Raw genomic sequence first — 18,705 nt, forward strand, 5'->3', positions numbered from 1 at the left:
CCCACCGACAGGATTCGACCCGAACCATGGCAGACAACGGCGTAGCCACCACGGATAGCAACACGGCGTCACGCATGGATTCGCTGAAGTCGCTGGCGCAGACGCCGGCGGCCCGCCAGCTCTTCATGCTGGCCGGCATCGCCGGCGCCGTCGCGATCGGCATCGCCGCGGTGATGTGGTCCCGCGCTCCGAACTACGGTCTTCTCTACGGCGGCCTCGAGCAGAAGGACGCCGCCGCCGTCACGCAGGCGCTCCAGGCGGGCAATACCCCGTACACCCTGAGCACCGACGGCAGTTCCATCTTCGTGCCCGCGGCCGACGTCGCGGGTGTCCGCTTGAAGCTCGCGGGGCAGGGCCTCCCGCAGGGCAGCGCGGCCAGCGCCGTGCCGCAGACGGATTCGCCGTTCGGCATGAGCGACATGGCCGAGCGCTCCCGCTACCAGTCGCTGCTGGAAAACGATCTTTCGAACACCATCGCGGGCCTGCAGTCCGTGCGTGCGGCGCGCGTCCACCTCGCGCTGCCCAAGCCGTCGGCGTTCATCCGCGACAACAAGCCCGCCAGCGCGTCCGTCGTCGTGACGCTGTATCCCGGTCGCCAGCTCGACCAGGGCCAGGTCGCCGCGATCGTCCATCTGGTCGCGGCCAGCGTTCCCGACCTCGACACCCGCCAGGTGTCGGTCATCGACCAGGCCGGCAACCTGCTCACCGTCAGCGATCCCGACAGCGCCTCGGCGATCGGCGATAGCCGGCTGCGCCTGTCGAACCGCATCGAAGCGACGTACACCCAGCGCGTCGAAGACCTCCTGACGCCACTGGTCGGCGCGGGCAAGGTGCGTGCGCAGGTGTTCGCGGATCTCGATTTCTCGCAGACCGAAAAGGCGAGCGAAACGTTCAACCACGACAATCCCGCGCTGCGCAGCGAGCAGACCAGCAGCGACACGCGCACGGAGCCGGCGAACAACGGCGGCGTGCCGGGCGCGCTCAGCAACCAGCCGCCGAACACCGGCGCCAACGCCACGGCGGCGAATCCCGCCGCCGGTGGCAAGGCGGGCGCGCAGACGGCCAGCACGCAGGCCACGCAGACGCCCACGCAGCAGACGCAGAACGCGACACGCAACTACGAGCTGGACCGCACCGTCAGCCATGTCACCGATCCGGCCGGCAAGGTCGCGCGCCTCTCCGTCGCGGTGGTGGTGGACAACAAGCAGGTGCCCGACAAGGACGGCAAGACGAAGAGCGTGCCGTTCACGCCGGAAGAGCTCACGCGCCTGACCGAGCTGACCAAGAACGCCGTGGGTTTCAGCGCGGCGCGCGGCGACAGCGTCAGCGTGATCAACGAGGCCTTCCACGGCAACGTGGCCGAAGAGGCGCCCCAGAGCACGCCGTTCTGGGAACGCCCGGGCATGCTCGACCTGATCAAGCAGGGCCTCGGCGTGATGATCGCGCTGATCGTCGGCTTCTTCGTGCTGCGCCCGATCCTCAAGGGCCTGCTGAAGCCGGCGCCGCTGGCCATGAACAATGTCGCGCTCGCCGGCCCCATGCCGACCGTGTCGGTCATGGTCGACGACGACGACATGACGCCCGATCGCGTCAGCACGGGCTCCCAGGCACAGCTCGGTTCGCCCGCGCTGCTGGCCTATGAACAGAAGGTGGGCCTCGCCAAGCGCATGGCCGCCGAGAATCCAAAGCAGGTGGCGCAAGTGGTGAAGAGCTGGGTGTCCGACGATGGCGGCTGAGCAGAAGGAAGCCCTGACGGGCGCGCAGCGCGCCGCGATCCTGCTCCTCACGCTCGGTGAGGAAGACGCGGCATCGATCCTCAAGCACCTCGGCGCACGCGACGTGCAGGCCGTGGGCACGGCGATGGCCGCGCTGAAGAACGTGAGCAAGGAGCAGGTGGACCAGGTCCTGACGCGCCTCCAGGAGGACGTCGGCCAGCACACCTCCATCGGTGTCGGCACCGAGGAATACATCCGCCGCATCCTGGTCAACGCGCTGGGCGAGAACAAGGCCGGCGGCCTCATCGACCGCATCCTCCTCGGCCGCAGCAGCAAGGGCCTGGAGTCGCTGAAGTGGATGGAGAGCCGCGCGATCGCCGAAATGATCGGGCAGGAACATCCGCAGATCATCGCGCTCGTCATGGCGCACCTCGAGTCCGACCAGGCCGCCGAAGTCATCGGTTACCTGCCGGCGCGCACGCGCAGCGACGTCGTCATGCGCATCGCGACGCTCGACGGCGTGCAGCCGCACGCGCTGAACGAGCTCGACGAAATCATGGAGCGCCAGTTCTCGGGCAATTCCAACAAGCTGAAATCCGCCAGCGTGGGTGGCCTCAAGGCGGCCGCCGATATCCTCAACGCGATGGAGACCTCGCGCGAGGCGGAGCTGATGGCGTCGATCCGCGGCATCGATTCGGGCCTGGGCGAGCGCATCGAGGAGCTGATGTTCGTCTTCGACGATCTCGCCGATCTCGACGACCGCAGCATGCAGACGCTGTTGCGCGAAGTGCCGTCGGCACGGCTGATCACCGCGCTCAAGGGCGCGGAAGCCGCCATCCGCGAGAAGATCTTCTCGAACATGTCCAAGCGTGCCGCCGACATGCTGCGCGACGACCTCGAGGTCAAGGGCCCGGTGCGTCTGTCCGAAGTGGACGCGGCGCAGAAAGAAGTGCTGGCCACCGCGCGGCGTCTCGCCGACGCCGGCCAGATCAATCTCGCCGGTGGCGGGGAAGAATTCGTCTGATGAGCCTGACCTCGATCCTCGCCCGCGAGAGCGTCGCACAGTTCGAGCGCTGGGAGCTCCCGATCGTTGGCGGGGTCGATGCGCCCGATCCCGCGGGGCAGGACGACGAGGGGCCGCATCGGCCCACCGTCGCCGAGATCGAGGCGATCGAACGGCAGGCGCGCGAGGAGGGCTTCAACGCCGGCCTCGCGGAAGGTCGCGCGATGGCGAAGCGTGAGCTCGCCGAGCAGGTCGCGCGCTTCGACGCGCTGGTCGCGGCCGTCCAGCGTCCCTTCGCCGACCTCGACGACGAGGTGGCGGGCGACCTCGCGCAGCTCGCGACGGTGATCGCCGAGCGCGTCCTCGGCTACGAGATCGCGACGCGACCGGAGAAGATCGTGGACGTGGTGCGCCAGGCGGTCGACGCGCTGCCGGCGGCGAGCCGACACCTGAAGATCCACCTGCATCCCGCCGACGCGGCGCTGGTTCGCGAGCATCGTTCGTCGCTCGATCACGAAGGGACCGTCGTCGACGACGCCGCGCTATCGCGTGGCGACGTGCGTCTCGAAAGCGAACACTCGCGCCTCGACGGTCGCGTGCGCACGCGCATGGCTGCCGTCATCGACAGCGTGTTGCAGGGGCAGCCCGAACTCCACGACGAGGAGGCCGACGCCCCGTGAACGCCGAGCAGCACGTCGCGTCGCGCAACGCGCGCTGGCGCGAGACGCTCGCCGCCCAGCGCGCCGGCGCGGAACACGTCCGGCCGATGCAGGCCGAGGGCAAGCTGCGCCGCGTGGTGGGCCTCACGCTCGAGGCCGTCGGCTGCGAAGCCCCGGTGGGCGCGCGGTGCATGGTCGCCGGCGCCGACGGCAAGCAGCTCGAAACCGAGGTCGTCGGCTTCTCCGACGGCCGTCTCCTGCTCATGCCCACGGGCGAAATGCACGGCGTCCTGCCGAACGCCAGGGTGACGCCGGTCGCGGCCGTCTCGGGCATCCCGGTGGGCGATTCGCTGCTGGGACGCGTCATCGGTCCGGATGGCGCGCCGCTGGACGGACAGGGGCCGCTCCACGCGCGCGAGCGCGTGCCGCTGCGCCGCGATCCGATCAATCCGATGCTGCGCCAGCCGATCGACACGCCGCTCGATACGGGCGTCCGCGCCATCAACTCGCTGCTGACGGTCGGTCGCGGCCAGCGCATCGGCCTGTTCGCCGGCTCCGGCGTGGGCAAGTCCACGCTCATGGGCATGATGACCCGCTTCACGGACGCGGATGTCGTGGTCGTCGGGCTGATCGGCGAACGCGGCCGCGAAGTGAAGGAATTCGTCGACCACACGCTGGGCGAGGAAGGTCGCCGCCGCGCGGTCGTCATCGCCGCGCCGGCCGATGCGCCGCCGCTGTCCCGCCTGCGCGGGGCGCAGGTGGCGACCGCCGTGGCGGAACATTTCCGCGACCAGGGCAAGCGTGTGCTGCTGCTGATGGACTCCCTGACGCGTTACGCGCAGGCGCAGCGCGAGATCGCGCTCGCGATCGGCGAGCCGCCCGCGACCAAGGGCTATCCGCCGTCCGTGTTCGCCATGCTGCCGGCGCTCGTCGAGCGTGCCGGCAACGACGCCGAGGGCCGTGGCTCCATCACCGCGTTCTACACGGTGCTCACCGAGGGCGACGATTATCGCCACGATCCGATCGCCGACTCCGCGCGCGCGATCCTCGATGGCCACATCGTGCTATCGCGTGACATGGCCGAGGCCGGACACTATCCGGCGATCGACATCGAGGCCTCCATCAGCCGCGTCATGCCGGCGGTGGTGTCGAAGGAGCACATGCGCTCCGCGCAGCGCTTCCGCCAGGTCTATTCGGCCTACCGCCAGCAGCGCGACCTCATCGCCGTGGGCGCGTACCAGAAGGGCAGCGATCCCCGCACCGACGAGGCCATCGCGCTGTATCCGCGTCTCTCGGCGTTCCTGCAGCAGGAGACCGACGTGCCCGTGAATCTCGACGAGGCCGAAGCGGGTCTCGCCGAAACGACGCAGGCCGGCTGATGCCTTCCCGCGCCGACCGTCTGCAACCCGTCGTCGACCTTGCCGCCGAGCGCGCGGAGAAGGCGACGCTCGCGCTTGCCACGCACCAGCGCGCCGTGGCGGAGGCCGAGCATCAGCTGTCGGAACTGCGCCGCTATCGCAACGAGTATGCGGGCATGCCGGACGGCATCGGCGTCACGGCGCTGCTCAACCGGCAGCAGTTCCTGCAGAAGATCGACATGGCCATCGTCCAGCAGATGAGCGAAGTGGAACGGCGCGGCAAGGCGCTCGAGCGCGCGCGCGACGACTGGGCGACGGCGCGCGGTCGCGCGAAGGCGCTGGATTCCGTCACCACGAAATACCGGGACCAGGAGCGCAAGCAGCAGGACCGCCGCGAGCAGGAGCAGGCCGACGAGCGCTCACAGTATCGCCGCGCGCCGCGCGACGACGGCTGACGCGCCTGTCCCATCACCGAACGAAATGCACGGATCACCCCATGAACAACGCCACGCTCGCCCTTCAGACCGCGCACGCTGCCGCTTCGTCCCCGGCGCCCACGGGCCCGCGCGTGCAGGACGATGCGGCACCGTCGAAGCGGTTCGACGCCGCCCTCGACGCCGCTCACGCGGACGCGCGCCAGACGCAGCATCCGTCGACGGCGACGGGCACCGACAAAGCGGCTCCTCCGTCGAAGGCGCCGCCCGCGAAGGACGCCGCCGTCGACGAAAAGGCGGCCGACAAGAAAGACGACGCCGCGGTCACCGGCGATCCGTCGATCGCCGCGACGATGCTTTCGCTCATCGGCGTGCCCGTGAAGGTCACGGAGGCCGCGACGAGCGTCCTGGGCGCCGTGAAGGACGCGACCGCAGGCCCCGTGGGCGGTGCCCTGGGTGCGACGGCTGCCCTTGCGGCGCTGTTGCCCGGCGACGCGGCGAAGCCGCAGAACGCCGAGGCCGGCCTTCTGGCGACGGCGGCCGACGCGGGCGGTGCGCTCGCGGCGGCTGCCGTGGCGCCGGCGGCGACGGCATCGCCTTTCGACGCGCTGATGGCCGCCCAGGCGAGCGGTGCCGCCATCGGGAAGGACGATCCGGGTTCGGCGATCGACATGGCGAACGGAAGCCCGATGCCGCTCGTGCATGGCCAGCCGATGGCGCATGGCGCCGCGCCCGTCGTGCAGATGCAGGCCACCCAGGCGGCCACATCGCCGCAGTTCGCGCAGGAACTGGGCGACCAGATCGCGTGGATGGGCTCGGGCCAGGTGAAGGAGGCGCGGATCAAGCTGCACCCCGAGGAGCTCGGCAGCATGGACGTGCGCGTCAACATGGATGGCGGCAAGGTCAACGTCGCGATCATCGCGCAGCATCCGGCGGCGGTTCATGCCGTCCAGCAGACGCTGTCGCATCTCGACACCATGCTTGCGCACCACGGGCTCTCCCTCGGCCAGGCTGACGTCGGGCAGCGCCAGGCGGGGCAGGGCGCCGACGGCCAGAATGGCGTGACGGGGCAGAGCGGCGATATCGAGGGCTCCGCTCCCGACGTCGTCGCCACCACGCGCATCTCGCCGCGTGGTCTGGTCGACGAGGTGGCATGACCAGAGCACCGGGCCCGCCCGGACGCTGTGGGAGCGGCCCCGGCCGCGACATCTTTTCGCGAAGAGCGGCAGGGCCTGTGGCGTTCGGCGAAGAGCCGTCGCGGCCAGGTCCGCTCCCACAGGGTAACGGCTCGGGTTGGAGCGGCCCCGGCCGCGACATCTTTTCGCGAAGAGCGGCAGGGCCTGTGGCGTTCGGCGAGGAGCCGTCGCGGCCGGGTCCGCTCCCACAGGGTAACGGCTGGGGTTGGAGCGGCCCTGGCCGCGACATGTTTTCGCGAAGAGCAACAGGGCCTGTGGCGTTCGGCGAGGAGCCGTCGCGGCCGGGTCCGCTCCGACGGGGCGTCAAAGTTTCGACTTGTGCCGTTATTCCGACTGACGCAAACCACGTCACACCCCGGTAAATTGGGCCTTTTCCGTTGCGTCGCCACTGGCACGCCGATTGCACACTAGTACCGGGGCCCGCGAGGGCCGATACATCCGACGAATTCGCACCAGAGGTTTCCAAGCATGGCCGCAGCAGCTCCCACCGACGCCGAAGGCGCACCGAAAAAGAAAAAGAAGGGCCTCGTGCTCATCGTCGGCGCGCTTGTCGTCCTTGCCGCGGGCGGCGCCGGTGCGTGGTTCATGCTGAAGGGCGGCCACAAAGGCGCCGAGAGCGCAGCCGAGGTCGCGAAGTCGAAGCCGGCGGTCTACCTCCAGCTCGATCCGGCGTTCGTCGTCAATTTCCAGGACGAGAACGCGCTGCGTTTCCTCCAGGTGGGCGTCAACGTGATGTCGCACGACCCGGAAGCGATCGCCGCGGCGAAAGAGGCGGACCCCGAGATCCGCAACGCCCTGCTCATGCTGTTCTCGGCACAGGACGTGAAGTCGCTGTCGGATGTGAAGGGCAAGCAGAAGCTGCAGGCGTCGGCGCTCGCGGAGATCCAGCGCGTGCTCAAGGCGAAGATCGGGCGTCCCGGCGTGGACGCGGTCTATTTCACCAGCTTCATCATGCAGTGACGGGGACTCCGCGGCCATGAGCGACATCCTCACCCAGGAAGAAATCGACGCCCTGCTCGCGGGCGTGGAAGGTGGCGCGGTCGAGACCGAGGTCGAACTCCCGCCGCCTGGCGGCATCCAGGACTACGACTTCACCCAGCAGGACCGCATCGTTCGCGGCCGCCTGCCGACGCTGGAGATGGTCAATGACCGCTTCGCCCGCTATTTCCGCGCCAATCTGTTCAACGTGCTGCGGAAATCGTGCGAGGTGTCGGTCCTCGGCGTGAAGATGACCAAGTTCAACGAGTACGTCCATTCGCTGGCCGTGCCGAGCAACCTCAACCTCATCCGCATCAAACCGCTGCGCGGCACCGCGCTGATGGTGTTCGAGCCGCGCCTCGTCTTCACGGTGATCGACAACTTCTTCGGCGGCGACGGTCGTTACCACGCCCGCATCGAAGGACGCGACTTCACGCCGACCGAGAACCGCGTCATCCAGATCGTGCTGCAGGAGGCCTTCACCGCGATGGCCGAGGCCTGGGCACCGGTGCTGAAGATGCAGTTCGAGTTCCTGAACTCCGAGATCAACCCGCAGTTCGCGAACATCGTCAGCCCGACGGAGACGGTGGTCGTCTCGCGCTTCCATATCGAGCTCGACGGTGGCGGCGGCGAAGTGCACCTGACGCTACCGTATTCCATGGTGGAGCCCATCCGCGAGCTCCTCGACGCGGGCGTGCAGAGCGACCGCGCCGAGCGCGACGATCGCTGGATCCAGAACCTGCACGAGGAAATCCTCGACGCCGAGGTCGAGATCACGTCGCTGCTGGCCGAGGCGCGCCTGACCATCGGCGACTTCCTGCACCTGCGCAAGGGCGACGTGATTCCGATCAGTCTGCCGGAGACGGCGACCGTCTTCGCCGAAGACGTGCCCATCTTCCGTGGCCGCATGGCGAACTCGGGCGGCAACAAGGCGGTGCAGTTCGACTCGCTGCTGCGCCGAAACGCGCCGCGCCCCGCGGTGGCACCCGCCCAGCCGGTGACCGAGCCGGTCTGACGCGCCGTGGCCGGCCGTCGGCCGGCGTCGCCGATGCGATCGGCTCCCACCCTTCGGTAGCTGCTGGCCGGACCCGGCTACCGAAGGGGTGGGAGCCGATCGTATCGGCGATCCATGTCCGGAAAGCGACCCCGTCAATGGCCCGTCTTGGTGACTAACTGCCGTCGAGCGTCAGCTTTCTGACTGTCGCGTTGCGTCACATCCCGACTGCGACGCCGCCCGCATTTCCCGAACCGCGTCGCGACGCCGTTTTCACCATCCTTCCCGTCGACCAGAACCGTGGCACGCCGCTTGCTTCACATGGCCTGCACCCGGCAACGTCTCTCACTGGAACGGACATGAACGAACCCACCACCCTCGACGCAATCGACTCCAGCGACGCCTCGCTGGCCTCGTCCATCGGCCTCGGCAACGAGGTGAACCTCGACGTCATCCTCGACGTGCCGGTCACCATGGCGATGGAAGTCGGCCGCACCAAGCTCAGCATCCGCAACCTGCTCCAGCTCAACCAGGGTTCGGTCGTCGAACTCGACCGCGCCGCCGGCGAACCGCTCGACGTGTTCGTCAACGGCACCCTCGTCGCCCATGGCGAGGTCGTCGTCATCAACGAGAAATTCGGCATCCGGCTGACCGATGTGATCAGCCCGGCCGAGCGCGTCCGCAAGCTGCGGTGATCCACGTGCGCCGTACCGTCGCCGCCCTCGCGGGCGGCTTCCTGCCCTGCGCCCTGGTGGCGGCTCCGGCCGCCGCCCCGGCGGTCGACACCGGCGCGGAACTGTTCCGCGTGCTGATCAGCCTGCTCGGCGTCGTGGCGCTCATCTTCTTCGTCGGCTGGCTCAGCCGCCGTGCCCAGGCGCGCGTGCGTCCGGGCGGACGCAAGATCCGCGTCATCGAATCGATGCCGGTCGGCATCAAGGAAAAGGTCATGCTGCTCGAAGTCGGCGGTACGCAATTGCTGGTCGGCGCCTCGCCGACGGGTGGGTTGCGCACGCTGCACGTGCTCGAGACGCCGGTCGAGGTCGACACCCCGGCGGGCCCGACGCCTCCGATCCGCGGGTTCCGCGACGTCCTGGCCCAGTGGAAGCGCCCATGAAGCGCTGGCCCTGGCTCGTCCTCCTTCTTCTCCTTCTGGCCCCGTTTCCGGCGTTCGCCGCCGATCCCCCGGGCATCCAGCTGCTGAACGTGCAGCCGGGCGCCAACGGCGGCCAGACATGGTCGCTGTCGATCCAGCTGCTGGCGCTGATGACGGCGCTCACCGCGCTGCCGGCGATCCTGCTGATGATGACGTCGTTCACGCGCATCATCATCGTGCTCGGCTTCCTGCGCCAGGCGCTCGGCACCAACAGCACGCCGCCGAACCAGGTCATCCTCGGCCTGTCGCTGTTCCTCACGCTTTTCGTCATGACGCCCGTGATCGACAAGGCGTACGACGCGGGCATCAAGCCGTACATGGACGGCCAGATGAGCGTGCAGCAGGCGCTGCCGCTGGCCGCCGCGCCGTTCCGCCATTTCATGCTCGAACAGACGCGCGAGCCCGATCTGCAGCTCTTCACGAAGCTGGCCGGCGAACAGCCGTACGCCGACAAGGACGCGGTGCCGTACCGCGTCGCGCTCCCGGCGTTCGTCACCAGCGAGCTGAAGACGGCGTTCCAGATGGGCTTCCTGCTGTTCATCCCGTTCCTCATCATCGATCTGGTCGTCGCCTCCGTGCTGATGTCGATGGGCATGATGATGGTGTCGCCGATGATCATCTCGCTGCCGTTCAAGATCATGCTCTTCGTGCTGGTCGACGGCTGGACGCTGCTGCTGGGCACGCTGGCGGGGAGTTTCTTCCAATGACGCCGGAATCCGTCATCGGCTTCGGCCAGCAGGCCCTGCACATCGCGATGCTCATCGGCGCGCCGCTGCTGCTTACGGCGCTCGCGGTCGGCCTGCTGATCGGCATGATCCAGGCGGCGACGCAGATCAACGAGCAGACGCTGAGCTTCATCCCGAAGCTCATCTCGATGGCGCTGGTCATGATCATCGCCGGCCCGTGGATGCTGCGGACGCTGGTGCAGTTCACCCGCACGCTCATCGAGAACCTTCCCCAGGCGGTCCGCTGATGCCGATCGACTTCGGCCAGCTCGAGGGATGGGTCGGCGGCGCCTGCTGGGCGCTCGCGCGCATCTCGGGCCTGCTGCTGGTCGCCCCCGTGCTCGGCGCGACGACGATCCCGATGCGCGTTCGCCTGGGGCTGGCGCTGGTCCTGACCATGGTGCTCGCCCCGCTGGCGCCGCTCGACGTCCGTCCGATCTCGGCACAGGGCATCGCGACGCTGGCCCAGCAGGTGCTGGTCGGCGCCGCGCTGGGTTTCATCCTCAGGCTGATCTTCGAGGCCGTGTCGTTCGCCGGCCAGCTGGTGTCGCAGGCGATGAGCCTCGGCTTCGCCGAGACGATCAACCCGGGTCTGGGCGGCACGGTGTCGGTGCTGAGCCAGTTCTACATGATGCTGGTGACGCTGCTGTTCCTGGTCATGAACGGCCATCTGCAGCTCATCGCCCTGCTGGCCGACAGCTTCCGCACGCTTCCCGTGGGCGAGCAGGGCATCGGAGCGAACGGCATCTGGGGCGTGCTGGACTTCGCGACGCACCTGTTCTCCGGCGCCGTGCGCGTGGCCTTGCCCGCGCTGACGGCCACGCTCGTGGTCAACCTCGGCTTCGGCGCGATCAGCCGTTCGGCGCCGTCCATGAACCTGTTCGCGGTGGGCTTCCCGATCACCATCTGCCTCGGCCTGCTGGCCGTCTGGCTCGCCCTGCGCGCGCTCCCGGGCGCGTTCGATTCGCTGCAGACGGACGCGTGGGACACCATGCGCCAGCTCATCGGGAGGCCTTCCCCGTGAGCGAGAGCGAAAAGGACGACCGCACCGAAGCCCCTAGTGAAAAACGCCTTCGCGAAGCGCGCGAGAAGGGCGATCTGCCGCGTTCGCGCGATCTGTCGACCGCGATCGTCGTGCTCTCGGGCGTCGCCACGCTGATCGCCTCGCGCGACCAGATGTCGGTCCACGCGGCGAACATCATGCGCGTCGGCCTGCATTACGGCCGCGACGACCTGTTCGCCACGAACGGTCTGTCCCGGGCGCTGATGACCGCCGCGCTGGAGGGCCTGAAGCTGCTCGGACCCGTCTTCGCCGTGACCATGGTCGCCGCGGTCGCGGCGCCGGCGGTGATGGGCGGGCTGAACTTTTCCACCAAGGCGCTGGCCCCGAAATTCGATCGCCTCGACCCGATCAAGGGCTTCGGCCGGCTCGTGTCCGTCAACGGTCTGGTCGAGCTGGGCAAATCGGTGCTCAAGCTCATCCTGATCGGCGGCGCCCTCGCGTGGTTCCTGCTGCGCTCCACGCACGACATGTACAGCGTCGGCACCGGTCCGGTCGCGGACGGGATCGCCAAGGCGTTCGGCATCTTCGGACACGCCTCGCTCGTCTTCGGCTGCGCGCTCGGCGCCATCGCGCTCGTGGACGCTCCCTGGCAGAAGTTCAGCTTCACCAAGAAGATGAAGATGACGAAGCAGGAAGTGAAGGACGAGCACAAGGAGAACGAGGGCAGTCCCGAGCTGAAGTCAAAAATCCGCCAGATGCAGCACCAGATGGCGCGTCGCCGGATGATGGAAGACGTGCCGACGGCCGACGTGATCGTGACCAATCCGACCCACTTCGCCGTGGCCCTGAAATACGACGAAAACCGCATGGGAGCGCCGCGCGTGGTGGCCAAGGGCATGGACGTCATCGCCCAGCAGATCCGCGATATCGGTGGCGGCGCGAAGGTTCCGGTGGTCGAAGCCCCTCCGTTGGCACGCGCCTTGTATCACACGACGGAAATCGGACGCGAAATCCCCGCGGGGCTGTACGTCGCGGTGGCCCAGATCCTGGCCTACGTGTTCCGGCTGAAGCAGGCGATCGCCATGGGCGACCTGCCGCCCGACCTGCCCCGGCAGGAGATCGACCCGGACCTCATGGGTCCTTACAGAATGGATAACTGACGATGGCAGCTTCCTCCAGCTTCATGGGCACGTTCCGCCAGATCGGCCGCCGCGGCATCGCGGCGCCGGTGGCGATGCTGATCATGCTCGGCATGATGATGCTGCCCCTGCCGCCGTTCATGCTCGACCTGCTGTTCACCTTCAACATCGCGCTGTCGCTGGTGATCCTGCTCGCCACGATGTACGTGATGCGGCCGCTGGAGCTGGCGTCGTTCCCCACCGTGGTGCTGTTCGCCACGCTGCTTCGCCTGGCGCTGAACATCGCGTCGACGCGCGTCGTCCTGCTCCATGGCCACAACGGTCCGGGGGCGGCGGGCAAGGTGATCGAGGCGTTCGGGGAATTCGTCATCGGCGGCAACTTCGCCGTGGGTTTCGTCGTGTTCGCCATCCTGACGATCATCAACTTCGTGGTCGTCACCAAGGGCGCCACCCGCGTGTCCGAAGTGACGGCGCGATTCACCCTCGACGCGATGCCCGGCAAGCAGATGGCGATCGACGCCGACCTCAACGCCGGTCTGCTGACGCAGGAGCAGGCGCGCGAGCGCCGGCAGGAGGTCCGCGAGGAGGCCGACTTCTACGGCTCGATGGACGGTGCCTCGAAGTTCGTCCGCGGCGACGCGACGGCCGGCATCCTGATCCTCGCGATCAACATCATCGGCGGTTTCTTCATCGGCATGCTCCAGCACGGCCTCTCGGCCGGCGAGGCGGCGCGCACCTATACGCTGCTGACCATCGGCGACGGCCTGGTGGCACAGGTGCCGGGCCTGATGCTCTCGATCGCCACCGCCGTGATCGTCACCCGCGTGTCGAAGTCCCAGGAAATGGGCAAGCACGTCATGGGGCAGCTGTTCGGCCAGCCGAAGGCGCTGGGCGTCGCGGCGGCCGTGCTGGGCACGATGGGCCTGATCCCGGGCATGCCGAACATCCCGTTCCTGATCCTCGCCGGCGTGGCCGGCTTCGGCGCGTGGAAGTTGCACCGCAAGCAGCTCGACGCGGCCGCGGGCATCGTGTCCGGCGCCGGCACGCCGGGCACCGAGCTGGCGCTCGAGTCGGCGCCGCCGGCCGAGCGTCTCGAACTGTCGTGGGAGGACGTGGCCCAGGTCGACACGATCGGCCTCGAGGTCGGCTACCGCCTGATCCCGCTCGTGGACAAGGCGCAGGGCGGCGAACTCATGGCGCGGATCAAGTCCGTGCGTCGCAAGCTTTCGCAGGAACTCGGCTTCCTCGTGCCGTCCGTGCACATCCGCGACAACCTCGACCTCGTGCCCCACGGCTATCGCATCTCGCTGATGGGCGTGCCGATGGGCGAGGCCGAGATCCACACCGAACGCATGCTGGCGATCGATCCGGGCCGGGTGCACGGCACGATCAACGGCATCGCGACGCGCGATCCGGCCTTCGGCCTCGACGCCGTCTGGATCGAGCCGGGCCTGCGCGAGCATGCGCAGACGCTGGGCTACACGGTGGTCGATCCCGCCACGGTCATCGCGACGCACCTCTCGCACATCCTGCAGAACCACGCGCACGAGCTCATCGGCCACCAGGACGTCCAGCAACTCCTCGACCGCCTCGCGCAGCAGACCCCGAAGCTCGTGGAAGACCTGGTGCCCAAGCGCCTGTCGCTCGGCGCGGTGGTCAAGGTGCTGCAGAATCTGCTCGCCGAGCGCGTGCCCATCCGCAACTTCCGCGGCATCGTGGAATCGCTCGCCGAGCACGCGGGCCAGAGCCAGGATCCCGGCGTCCTCGCCGCCGCGGTGCGCGTCACCCTCGGCCGCCAGATCGTGCAGGAGATCGCGGGCCTCGGCACGGAAGTGCCTGTCATTACTTTGGCGCCGGATCTCGAACAGATCCTGCTGCAATCGCTCCAGGGTGGCGGCCCCGCCGGCGCCGCGGTCGAGCCGGGTCTGGCGGATCGCCTCCAGCAGTCGGTCGCGGAGGCCTCGCGGCGGCAGGAAGCGGCCGGGGAACCGGCCGTGCTCCTGGTGTCGCCGGCGTTGCGTCCATGGCTTTCGCGCTTCACGCGTCATGTGGCCCAAAACCTGCATGTACTCGCCTACAACGAGGTTCCGGACAACCGGCGCGTCAAGCTGGTGACGGCCCTCGGGCGATAGGACTTGAGACGTCGCGCGGAGAACGCGCGACGCAAGCGGAAGAAACTGATGGCGTCCCCGCGACGGGCGTCAGGACGAAGACAGGATCGAAGGCATGAAAATCAAACGATTCGTTGCTCCCGACATGCGCCAGGCCATGCGCCAGGTCCGTGACGAACAGGGTCCCGACGCGGTGATCCTGTCGACGCGTCGGATGGACGACGGTATCGAGATCATCGCCGCCCTCGATTACGACGAGGCCCTGGTTCGCGAGGCCGGCTTCGGCATCGACGCGCCGGCACCGAAGCGCGAAGAGGCGCCGATCCGGGCCCAGCGCGACGAGGCCGAGCGCGCCGCGCGCATCGACCAGGCCCGCGCCGCGACCGCCGCCGCCGTGGAACGCGCCGCGAAGGCGGGTTTCGCCGGGACGGGCAACGCGCCGCAGCGTCAGTCCAGCGCCGCGCTCGCCGCGAGCGTCGCCGACGTGGTCCGTGCGGCCACGGTCGCCCCGGCCAACGATGCCGCCGTCAACGGCGTGCGCGCCGAGATCAACAACCTGCGCGAGATGCTCGAAGTGCAGCTCTCGACGCTCGCCTGGAATCAGATGGACCGCGACCAGCCGCTGCGCGCCCGCGTGCTGCGCGAGATGACCCGTCTGGGCATCGACGGCGACGTCGCCCGCTCGCTCAGCGCCGAACTGCCGCCGGGCATGACGGCCGAGCAGGCGCGCTATCTGCCGCTCGGTATCCTGTCCCGTCACATCCGCACGTCGGGTCGCAACTTCGACACCGTCGGCGGCGGCGTCACCGCGCTGGTCGGCACCACGGGCGTCGGCAAGACGACGACCATCGCCAAGCTCGCCGCGCGCGCGGTGCTTCGCCACGGCGCGTCGAACGTCGCGCTGATCAGCGCCGACCAGTACCGCATCGGCGCCGGCGCCCAGCTGGAGCATTACGGCCGGTTGCTCGGCGTGCGCGTGTTCAACGCCCACGACGCCACCAGCCTGCGCAACGTGCTGTTGCAGCTGCGCGGCCGCCATACCGTGCTGGTCGACACCGCGGGCCTCGCCGGCAACGATCCCAAGCTGCAGCAGCAGTTCGAGACGCTGCGCGCGACCTCCGACGTCCGCGTCTGCCTGGTGCTCGCCGCCAACGCGCAGGCGCAGGCGATCGACAACGCCATCCGCGCCTATGCGCCGCTGGCGCCGCAGAGCGCGATCCTCACCAAGCTCGACGAGGCGCCGCTGATCGGCGGCGCCCTATCGGCGGTGATCCGCCACGGCATGCCGCTGGACTACACCACGGACGGTCAGCGCGTGCCCGAGGACATCGCCACGGCCGACGCGCACAAGCTCGTCTGCCTCGCCGCGCAGCTCCTCAAGCAGCGCAACGACGAACCCGACGACGCCGTCCTGGCCGAACGGTTCGGCCTCTCACCCCCGGCGATGGCCTGACCGGCCGCGCCGCACCCGCCCGACTCCCTGCGTGACTCCGTCCCATTCCTGCAGTGATCTTTCTATGAACACACACGTCGATACGACCCAGGCCGCCGGCCTCAACTGGCTCGCCGACCGCCGGCCCACCCGCAGCATCGCGATCGCGGGCGGCAAGGGCGGCGTCGGCAAGACCACGGTGGCCGTGAACCTCGGCATGGCGCTGGCCATGGGCGGGCGCGACGTGCTGTTGCTGGATGCCGACCTCGCGATGGCGAACATCGACGTGCTCCTCGGCCTCCAGCCCACGCGGCACCTCGGGCACATGCTCGAAGGCGAATGCGCCATCGAGGACCTGGTGCTCCCGGCCGCGCACGGCCTGAAGGTCATCCCGGCCACGTCCGGCGCCCGTCGCATGGCCCAGCTGCCGAACATCGAGCACGCCGCGGTCATCCGCGCGTTCGACGAGTACACGTTGCCCCCCGAATACCTGATCGTCGACACGGCCGCCGGCATCTCCGACAGCGTGTCGATGTTCGCCGCGGCGTCCGACGAGGTGGTGGTGGTCGTCTGCGACGAGCCGGCCTCGCTGACCGACGCCTATGCCCTGATCAAGGTCATGAGCCGGGAGTTCGCGGTCAACCGCTTCCGCATCGTGGCGAACATGGTCCGGCACGCCCAGGAAGGCCGCCAGCTGTTCGAGAAGCTGTCCCGGGTCACCAACCGCTTCCTCGACGTGTCGCTCGATTTCATGGGGATGGTGCCGCACGACGAGTACCTGCGCCAGGCCATCCGCCGCCAGGCGGCGGTCGTCGACGCCTGGCCGAGCAGCCGCTCCGCGGTCGGATTCAAGAATCTGGCCAGGTCGGTCGATACATGGGGTGAACCCGAGCCCCGTGCGCAGGGCCGTATCGGTTTCTTCGCCGAACGGTCCCACCTGGGGGGAGGGCTGCCACTGTGAGCGTCGCGACCGAATACCTGGAGATCACGCGGATTCCGCCTGACCAACTGGTGAGGACTCACGCGCCGCTGGTGCGTCGCATCGCCTATCACCTGATGGGCAGGCTGCCGCCAAGCGTGGATGCGAACGACCTCATGCAGGCCGGGATGATCGGACTGCTCGAGGCCGCGAGGAATTATTCGCCGACTCGCGCGGCCAGCTTCGAAACCTATGCGGGCATCCGCATACGTGGCGCCATGCTGGACGAACTGCGCAAGACGGACTGGACCCCGCGCTCCGTCCACCGGAAGTTGCGCGAGGTGGCGGAGGTGACGAGGCAGATCGAAAACGAGACGGGCGCGGATGCCGAAGACGCGGAAGTGATGAAGCGGCTGGGCATCGACGCCATGGAATACAACCAGATCCTGGCCGACGCGGCGAGCGCGCGGTTGCTGAGCCTGACGGCGCCCGAAGGCGACGAGGGCGCGGCGATCGACGTCGCGGACCCGGACGCCACGGGCCCGGAAGGATTGTTCGAGCAGGAAGGCCTGCGCGACGCGCTGGCGCAGTCCATCGACGGACTGCCCGAGCGCGAGAAGCTGGTCATGTCGCTGTACTACGATGAAGAACTCAACCTGAAGGAAATCGGTGCGGTGCTGGGGGTGAGCGAATCGCGGGTGTGCCAGATCCATGGCCAGGCCCTGATCCGCCTCCGTGCACGCATGTCGGGTTGGAAAGACAAGCATTGACGGCATCCCGGTGCCGTCGCCGGTAAGAAGCACGCGCGGTCAGCAAGGCGGAGACGAGTTTTGGACAAGAACATGAAGATCCTCGTGGTGGACGATTTCTCCACCATGCGACGCATCGTCAGGAACCTGCTGGTGGAGCTCGGCTTCACCAACACCCTGATCCAGGAAGCCGAAGACGGCAACGCGGCCCTCGCGATGCTGCGCTCGCAATCCTTCGACCTCGTGGTCACCGACTGGAACATGCCCAACATGACGGGCATCGAGCTCCTGCGCGCCATCCGCGCGGACGCCGCGCTCAAAGCGTTGCCGGTGCTGATGGTCACCGCCGAGAACAATCGCGACCAGATCATCGCCGCCGCGCAGAGCGGCGTGAACGGCTACGTCGTGAAGCCGTTCACGGCCGTCACGCTGAAGGAAAAACTCGACAAGATCTTCGAGCGGCTCGCCGCGGCCGCCGGCTAAGGATGACGATGAACACGATGCTTTCCAGCGGCCGCGATGTCGCCCCCGAACTGCGCGAACTTTTCGAGGCCGACGACACCGTGGCCTTCGAGCACGCGCTCGACAACCTCCTGCGCACGCGCGAGCAGCACATCTTCCTCGCGCTCGGTCACCTCGCGCGCGACCTGCACGAGTCGGCGCGGCGCCTTGCCGCCGATATCTCCACCGACGGCGTCCCGGGCAACATGAGCGACGCGCGCAAGCATCTGCGCGACGTCCTCGAGATGAGCTCGCAGGCGGCCCACCGCACGCTCGACTTCAGCGAGAAGCTGCGCCCCCAGGCGCAGGCGCTGGCCCGCCAGGCCGACGAGGTGCTCGTGCTCGACCAGGCCGATCCGGCGTTCGCCAGCAACGCCACGGCACTGGCCGTGCGCGTGGGCGACTTCGCGCAGAGCTGCGACATCGGGTTCGGCGAAATGGTCGAAGCCCAGTCCTGGCAAGACCTCTCCGGCCAGCGCGTGGCGCAGGTCGAGGCGTTCATGGCGAAGGTCGAATCCTCGCTCGTGGAGCTGGTGCGACTCACCGGGTCGCTCGCGGGCGGCGCGGCACCGGCGGCCGACAAGGTCAGCCAGGACGAAGTGGACCGCCTGCTCAGCGAATTCGGGTTCTGAGCGC

The 18,705-nt window shown here is 68.5% G+C and carries 20 protein-coding genes; all 20 read left to right on the plus strand.

Going from position 1 to position 18,705, the window contains the following annotated elements; genetic code table 11:
• Positions 1-26: 26 nt before the first annotated feature.
• Positions 27-1,736, plus strand: a complete 1,710-nt coding sequence (fliF, locus tag BMW54_RS00635; RefSeq protein WP_090052095.1) for a flagellar basal-body MS-ring/collar protein FliF — start codon at positions 27-29, stop codon at positions 1,734-1,736.
• 13 nt (positions 1,737-1,749) lie between these two features.
• Entirely contained in the window at positions 1,750-2,739 is a 990-nt protein-coding gene (gene fliG / locus BMW54_RS00640; RefSeq protein WP_254779213.1) for a flagellar motor switch protein FliG, read from the plus strand.
• Positions 2,739-3,398 carry a flagellar assembly protein FliH gene (locus tag BMW54_RS00645; RefSeq protein ID WP_090052099.1) on the plus strand — a complete coding sequence of 220 codons (660 nt, stop codon included), beginning with the start codon at positions 2,739-2,741 and terminating at the stop codon, positions 3,396-3,398. The genes fliG and BMW54_RS00645 overlap by 1 nt, the downstream gene beginning before the upstream one ends.
• Positions 3,395-4,756, plus strand: a complete 1,362-nt coding sequence (gene fliI / locus BMW54_RS00650; RefSeq protein WP_090052101.1) for a flagellar protein export ATPase FliI — start codon at positions 3,395-3,397, stop codon at positions 4,754-4,756. The genes BMW54_RS00645 and fliI overlap by 4 nt, the downstream gene beginning before the upstream one ends.
• On the plus strand, positions 4,756-5,190 hold the full coding sequence (fliJ, locus tag BMW54_RS00655) for a flagellar export protein FliJ (protein WP_090052102.1): 435 nt from the start codon (positions 4,756-4,758) through the stop codon (positions 5,188-5,190). The genes fliI and fliJ overlap by 1 nt, the downstream gene beginning before the upstream one ends.
• A 41-nt stretch (positions 5,191-5,231) precedes the next feature.
• Entirely contained in the window at positions 5,232-6,326 is a 1,095-nt protein-coding gene (locus tag BMW54_RS18680) for a flagellar hook-length control protein FliK (RefSeq protein ID WP_090052104.1), read from the plus strand.
• A gap of 507 nt (positions 6,327-6,833) precedes the next feature.
• Positions 6,834-7,325, plus strand: a complete 492-nt coding sequence (locus tag BMW54_RS00665) for a flagellar basal body-associated FliL family protein (protein ID WP_090052106.1) — start codon at positions 6,834-6,836, stop codon at positions 7,323-7,325.
• 16 nt (positions 7,326-7,341) lie between these two features.
• A complete protein-coding gene (gene fliM, locus BMW54_RS00670; RefSeq protein WP_090052108.1) occupies positions 7,342-8,358 on the plus strand; it encodes a flagellar motor switch protein FliM in 1,017 nt (338 codons plus the stop codon).
• A gap of 338 nt (positions 8,359-8,696) precedes the next feature.
• Positions 8,697-9,032: a flagellar motor switch protein FliN gene (gene fliN / locus BMW54_RS00675; RefSeq protein ID WP_090052109.1), complete on the plus strand. Its 336-nt coding sequence runs from the start codon at positions 8,697-8,699 to the stop codon at positions 9,030-9,032.
• 5 nt (positions 9,033-9,037) lie between these two features.
• Positions 9,038-9,451 (plus strand): flagellar biosynthetic protein FliO, encoded by a 414-nt coding sequence (fliO, locus tag BMW54_RS00680; RefSeq protein WP_254778967.1) that lies wholly within the window; start codon positions 9,038-9,040, stop codon positions 9,449-9,451.
• Positions 9,448-10,197 carry a flagellar type III secretion system pore protein FliP gene (fliP, locus tag BMW54_RS00685; RefSeq protein ID WP_090052111.1) on the plus strand — a complete coding sequence of 250 codons (750 nt, stop codon included), beginning with the start codon at positions 9,448-9,450 and terminating at the stop codon, positions 10,195-10,197. The genes fliO and fliP overlap by 4 nt, the downstream gene beginning before the upstream one ends.
• Entirely contained in the window at positions 10,194-10,463 is a 270-nt protein-coding gene (fliQ, locus tag BMW54_RS00690) for a flagellar biosynthesis protein FliQ (RefSeq protein ID WP_089974172.1), read from the plus strand. Before fliP ends, fliQ begins: the two co-directional genes overlap by 4 nt.
• Positions 10,463-11,239, plus strand: coding sequence for a flagellar biosynthetic protein FliR (gene fliR, locus BMW54_RS00695; protein WP_254778969.1), 777 nt, complete (start codon positions 10,463-10,465; stop codon positions 11,237-11,239). The genes fliQ and fliR overlap by 1 nt, the downstream gene beginning before the upstream one ends.
• On the plus strand, positions 11,236-12,378 hold the full coding sequence (gene flhB / locus BMW54_RS00700; protein WP_090052112.1) for a flagellar biosynthesis protein FlhB: 1,143 nt from the start codon (positions 11,236-11,238) through the stop codon (positions 12,376-12,378). The genes fliR and flhB overlap by 4 nt, the downstream gene beginning before the upstream one ends.
• A gap of 2 nt (positions 12,379-12,380) precedes the next feature.
• A complete protein-coding gene (gene flhA, locus BMW54_RS00705) occupies positions 12,381-14,489 on the plus strand; it encodes a flagellar biosynthesis protein FlhA (RefSeq protein ID WP_090052114.1) in 2,109 nt (702 codons plus the stop codon).
• Between the two features lie 94 nt (positions 14,490-14,583).
• Complete coding sequence (gene flhF / locus BMW54_RS00710) at positions 14,584-15,921, plus strand: flagellar biosynthesis protein FlhF (protein WP_090052116.1); 1,338 nt, start codon at positions 14,584-14,586, stop codon at positions 15,919-15,921.
• A gap of 64 nt (positions 15,922-15,985) precedes the next feature.
• On the plus strand, positions 15,986-16,861 hold the full coding sequence (locus BMW54_RS00715; protein WP_090052117.1) for a P-loop NTPase: 876 nt from the start codon (positions 15,986-15,988) through the stop codon (positions 16,859-16,861).
• Positions 16,858-17,589 carry an RNA polymerase sigma factor FliA gene (locus BMW54_RS00720; protein ID WP_090052119.1) on the plus strand — a complete coding sequence of 244 codons (732 nt, stop codon included), beginning with the start codon at positions 16,858-16,860 and terminating at the stop codon, positions 17,587-17,589. The genes BMW54_RS00715 and BMW54_RS00720 overlap by 4 nt, the downstream gene beginning before the upstream one ends.
• A gap of 60 nt (positions 17,590-17,649) precedes the next feature.
• Positions 17,650-18,051, plus strand: coding sequence for a chemotaxis response regulator CheY (gene cheY / locus BMW54_RS00725; RefSeq protein WP_090052120.1), 402 nt, complete (start codon positions 17,650-17,652; stop codon positions 18,049-18,051).
• Between the two features lie 8 nt (positions 18,052-18,059).
• Positions 18,060-18,701, plus strand: coding sequence for a protein phosphatase CheZ (locus tag BMW54_RS00730; protein WP_254778971.1), 642 nt, complete (start codon positions 18,060-18,062; stop codon positions 18,699-18,701).
• The last annotated feature ends 4 nt before the right edge of the window (positions 18,702-18,705 follow it).

It is taken from the genome of Luteibacter sp. 329MFSha (genome assembly GCF_900111665.1).
Classification (GTDB): Bacteria; Pseudomonadota; Gammaproteobacteria; order Xanthomonadales; family Rhodanobacteraceae; genus Luteibacter.

Bases quoted from the DNA above. Each gene is read 5' to 3' on its own strand.
- fliF (WP_090052095.1), top strand. From the start codon at position 27: ATGGCAGACAACGGCGTAGCCACCACGGATAGCAACACGGCGTCACGC.
- BMW54_RS00645 (WP_090052099.1), top strand. From the start codon at position 2,739: ATGAGCCTGACCTCGATCCTCGCCCGCGAGAGCGTCGCACAGTTCGAG.
- fliJ (WP_090052102.1), top strand. From the start codon at position 4,756: ATGCCTTCCCGCGCCGACCGTCTGCAACCCGTCGTCGACCTTGCCGCC.
- BMW54_RS18680 (WP_090052104.1), top strand. From the start codon at position 5,232: ATGAACAACGCCACGCTCGCCCTTCAGACCGCGCACGCTGCCGCTTCG.
- BMW54_RS00665 (WP_090052106.1), top strand. From the start codon at position 6,834: ATGGCCGCAGCAGCTCCCACCGACGCCGAAGGCGCACCGAAAAAGAAA.
- fliM (WP_090052108.1), top strand. From the start codon at position 7,342: ATGAGCGACATCCTCACCCAGGAAGAAATCGACGCCCTGCTCGCGGGC.
- fliN (WP_090052109.1), top strand. From the start codon at position 8,697: ATGAACGAACCCACCACCCTCGACGCAATCGACTCCAGCGACGCCTCG.
- fliP (WP_090052111.1), top strand. From the start codon at position 9,448: ATGAAGCGCTGGCCCTGGCTCGTCCTCCTTCTTCTCCTTCTGGCCCCG.
- fliQ (WP_089974172.1), top strand. From the start codon at position 10,194: ATGACGCCGGAATCCGTCATCGGCTTCGGCCAGCAGGCCCTGCACATC.
- fliR (WP_254778969.1), top strand. From the start codon at position 10,463: ATGCCGATCGACTTCGGCCAGCTCGAGGGATGGGTCGGCGGCGCCTGC.
- flhA (WP_090052114.1), top strand. From the start codon at position 12,381: ATGGCAGCTTCCTCCAGCTTCATGGGCACGTTCCGCCAGATCGGCCGC.
- flhF (WP_090052116.1), top strand. From the start codon at position 14,584: ATGAAAATCAAACGATTCGTTGCTCCCGACATGCGCCAGGCCATGCGC.
- BMW54_RS00715 (WP_090052117.1), top strand. From the start codon at position 15,986: ATGAACACACACGTCGATACGACCCAGGCCGCCGGCCTCAACTGGCTC.
- BMW54_RS00730 (WP_254778971.1), top strand. From the start codon at position 18,060: ATGAACACGATGCTTTCCAGCGGCCGCGATGTCGCCCCCGAACTGCGC.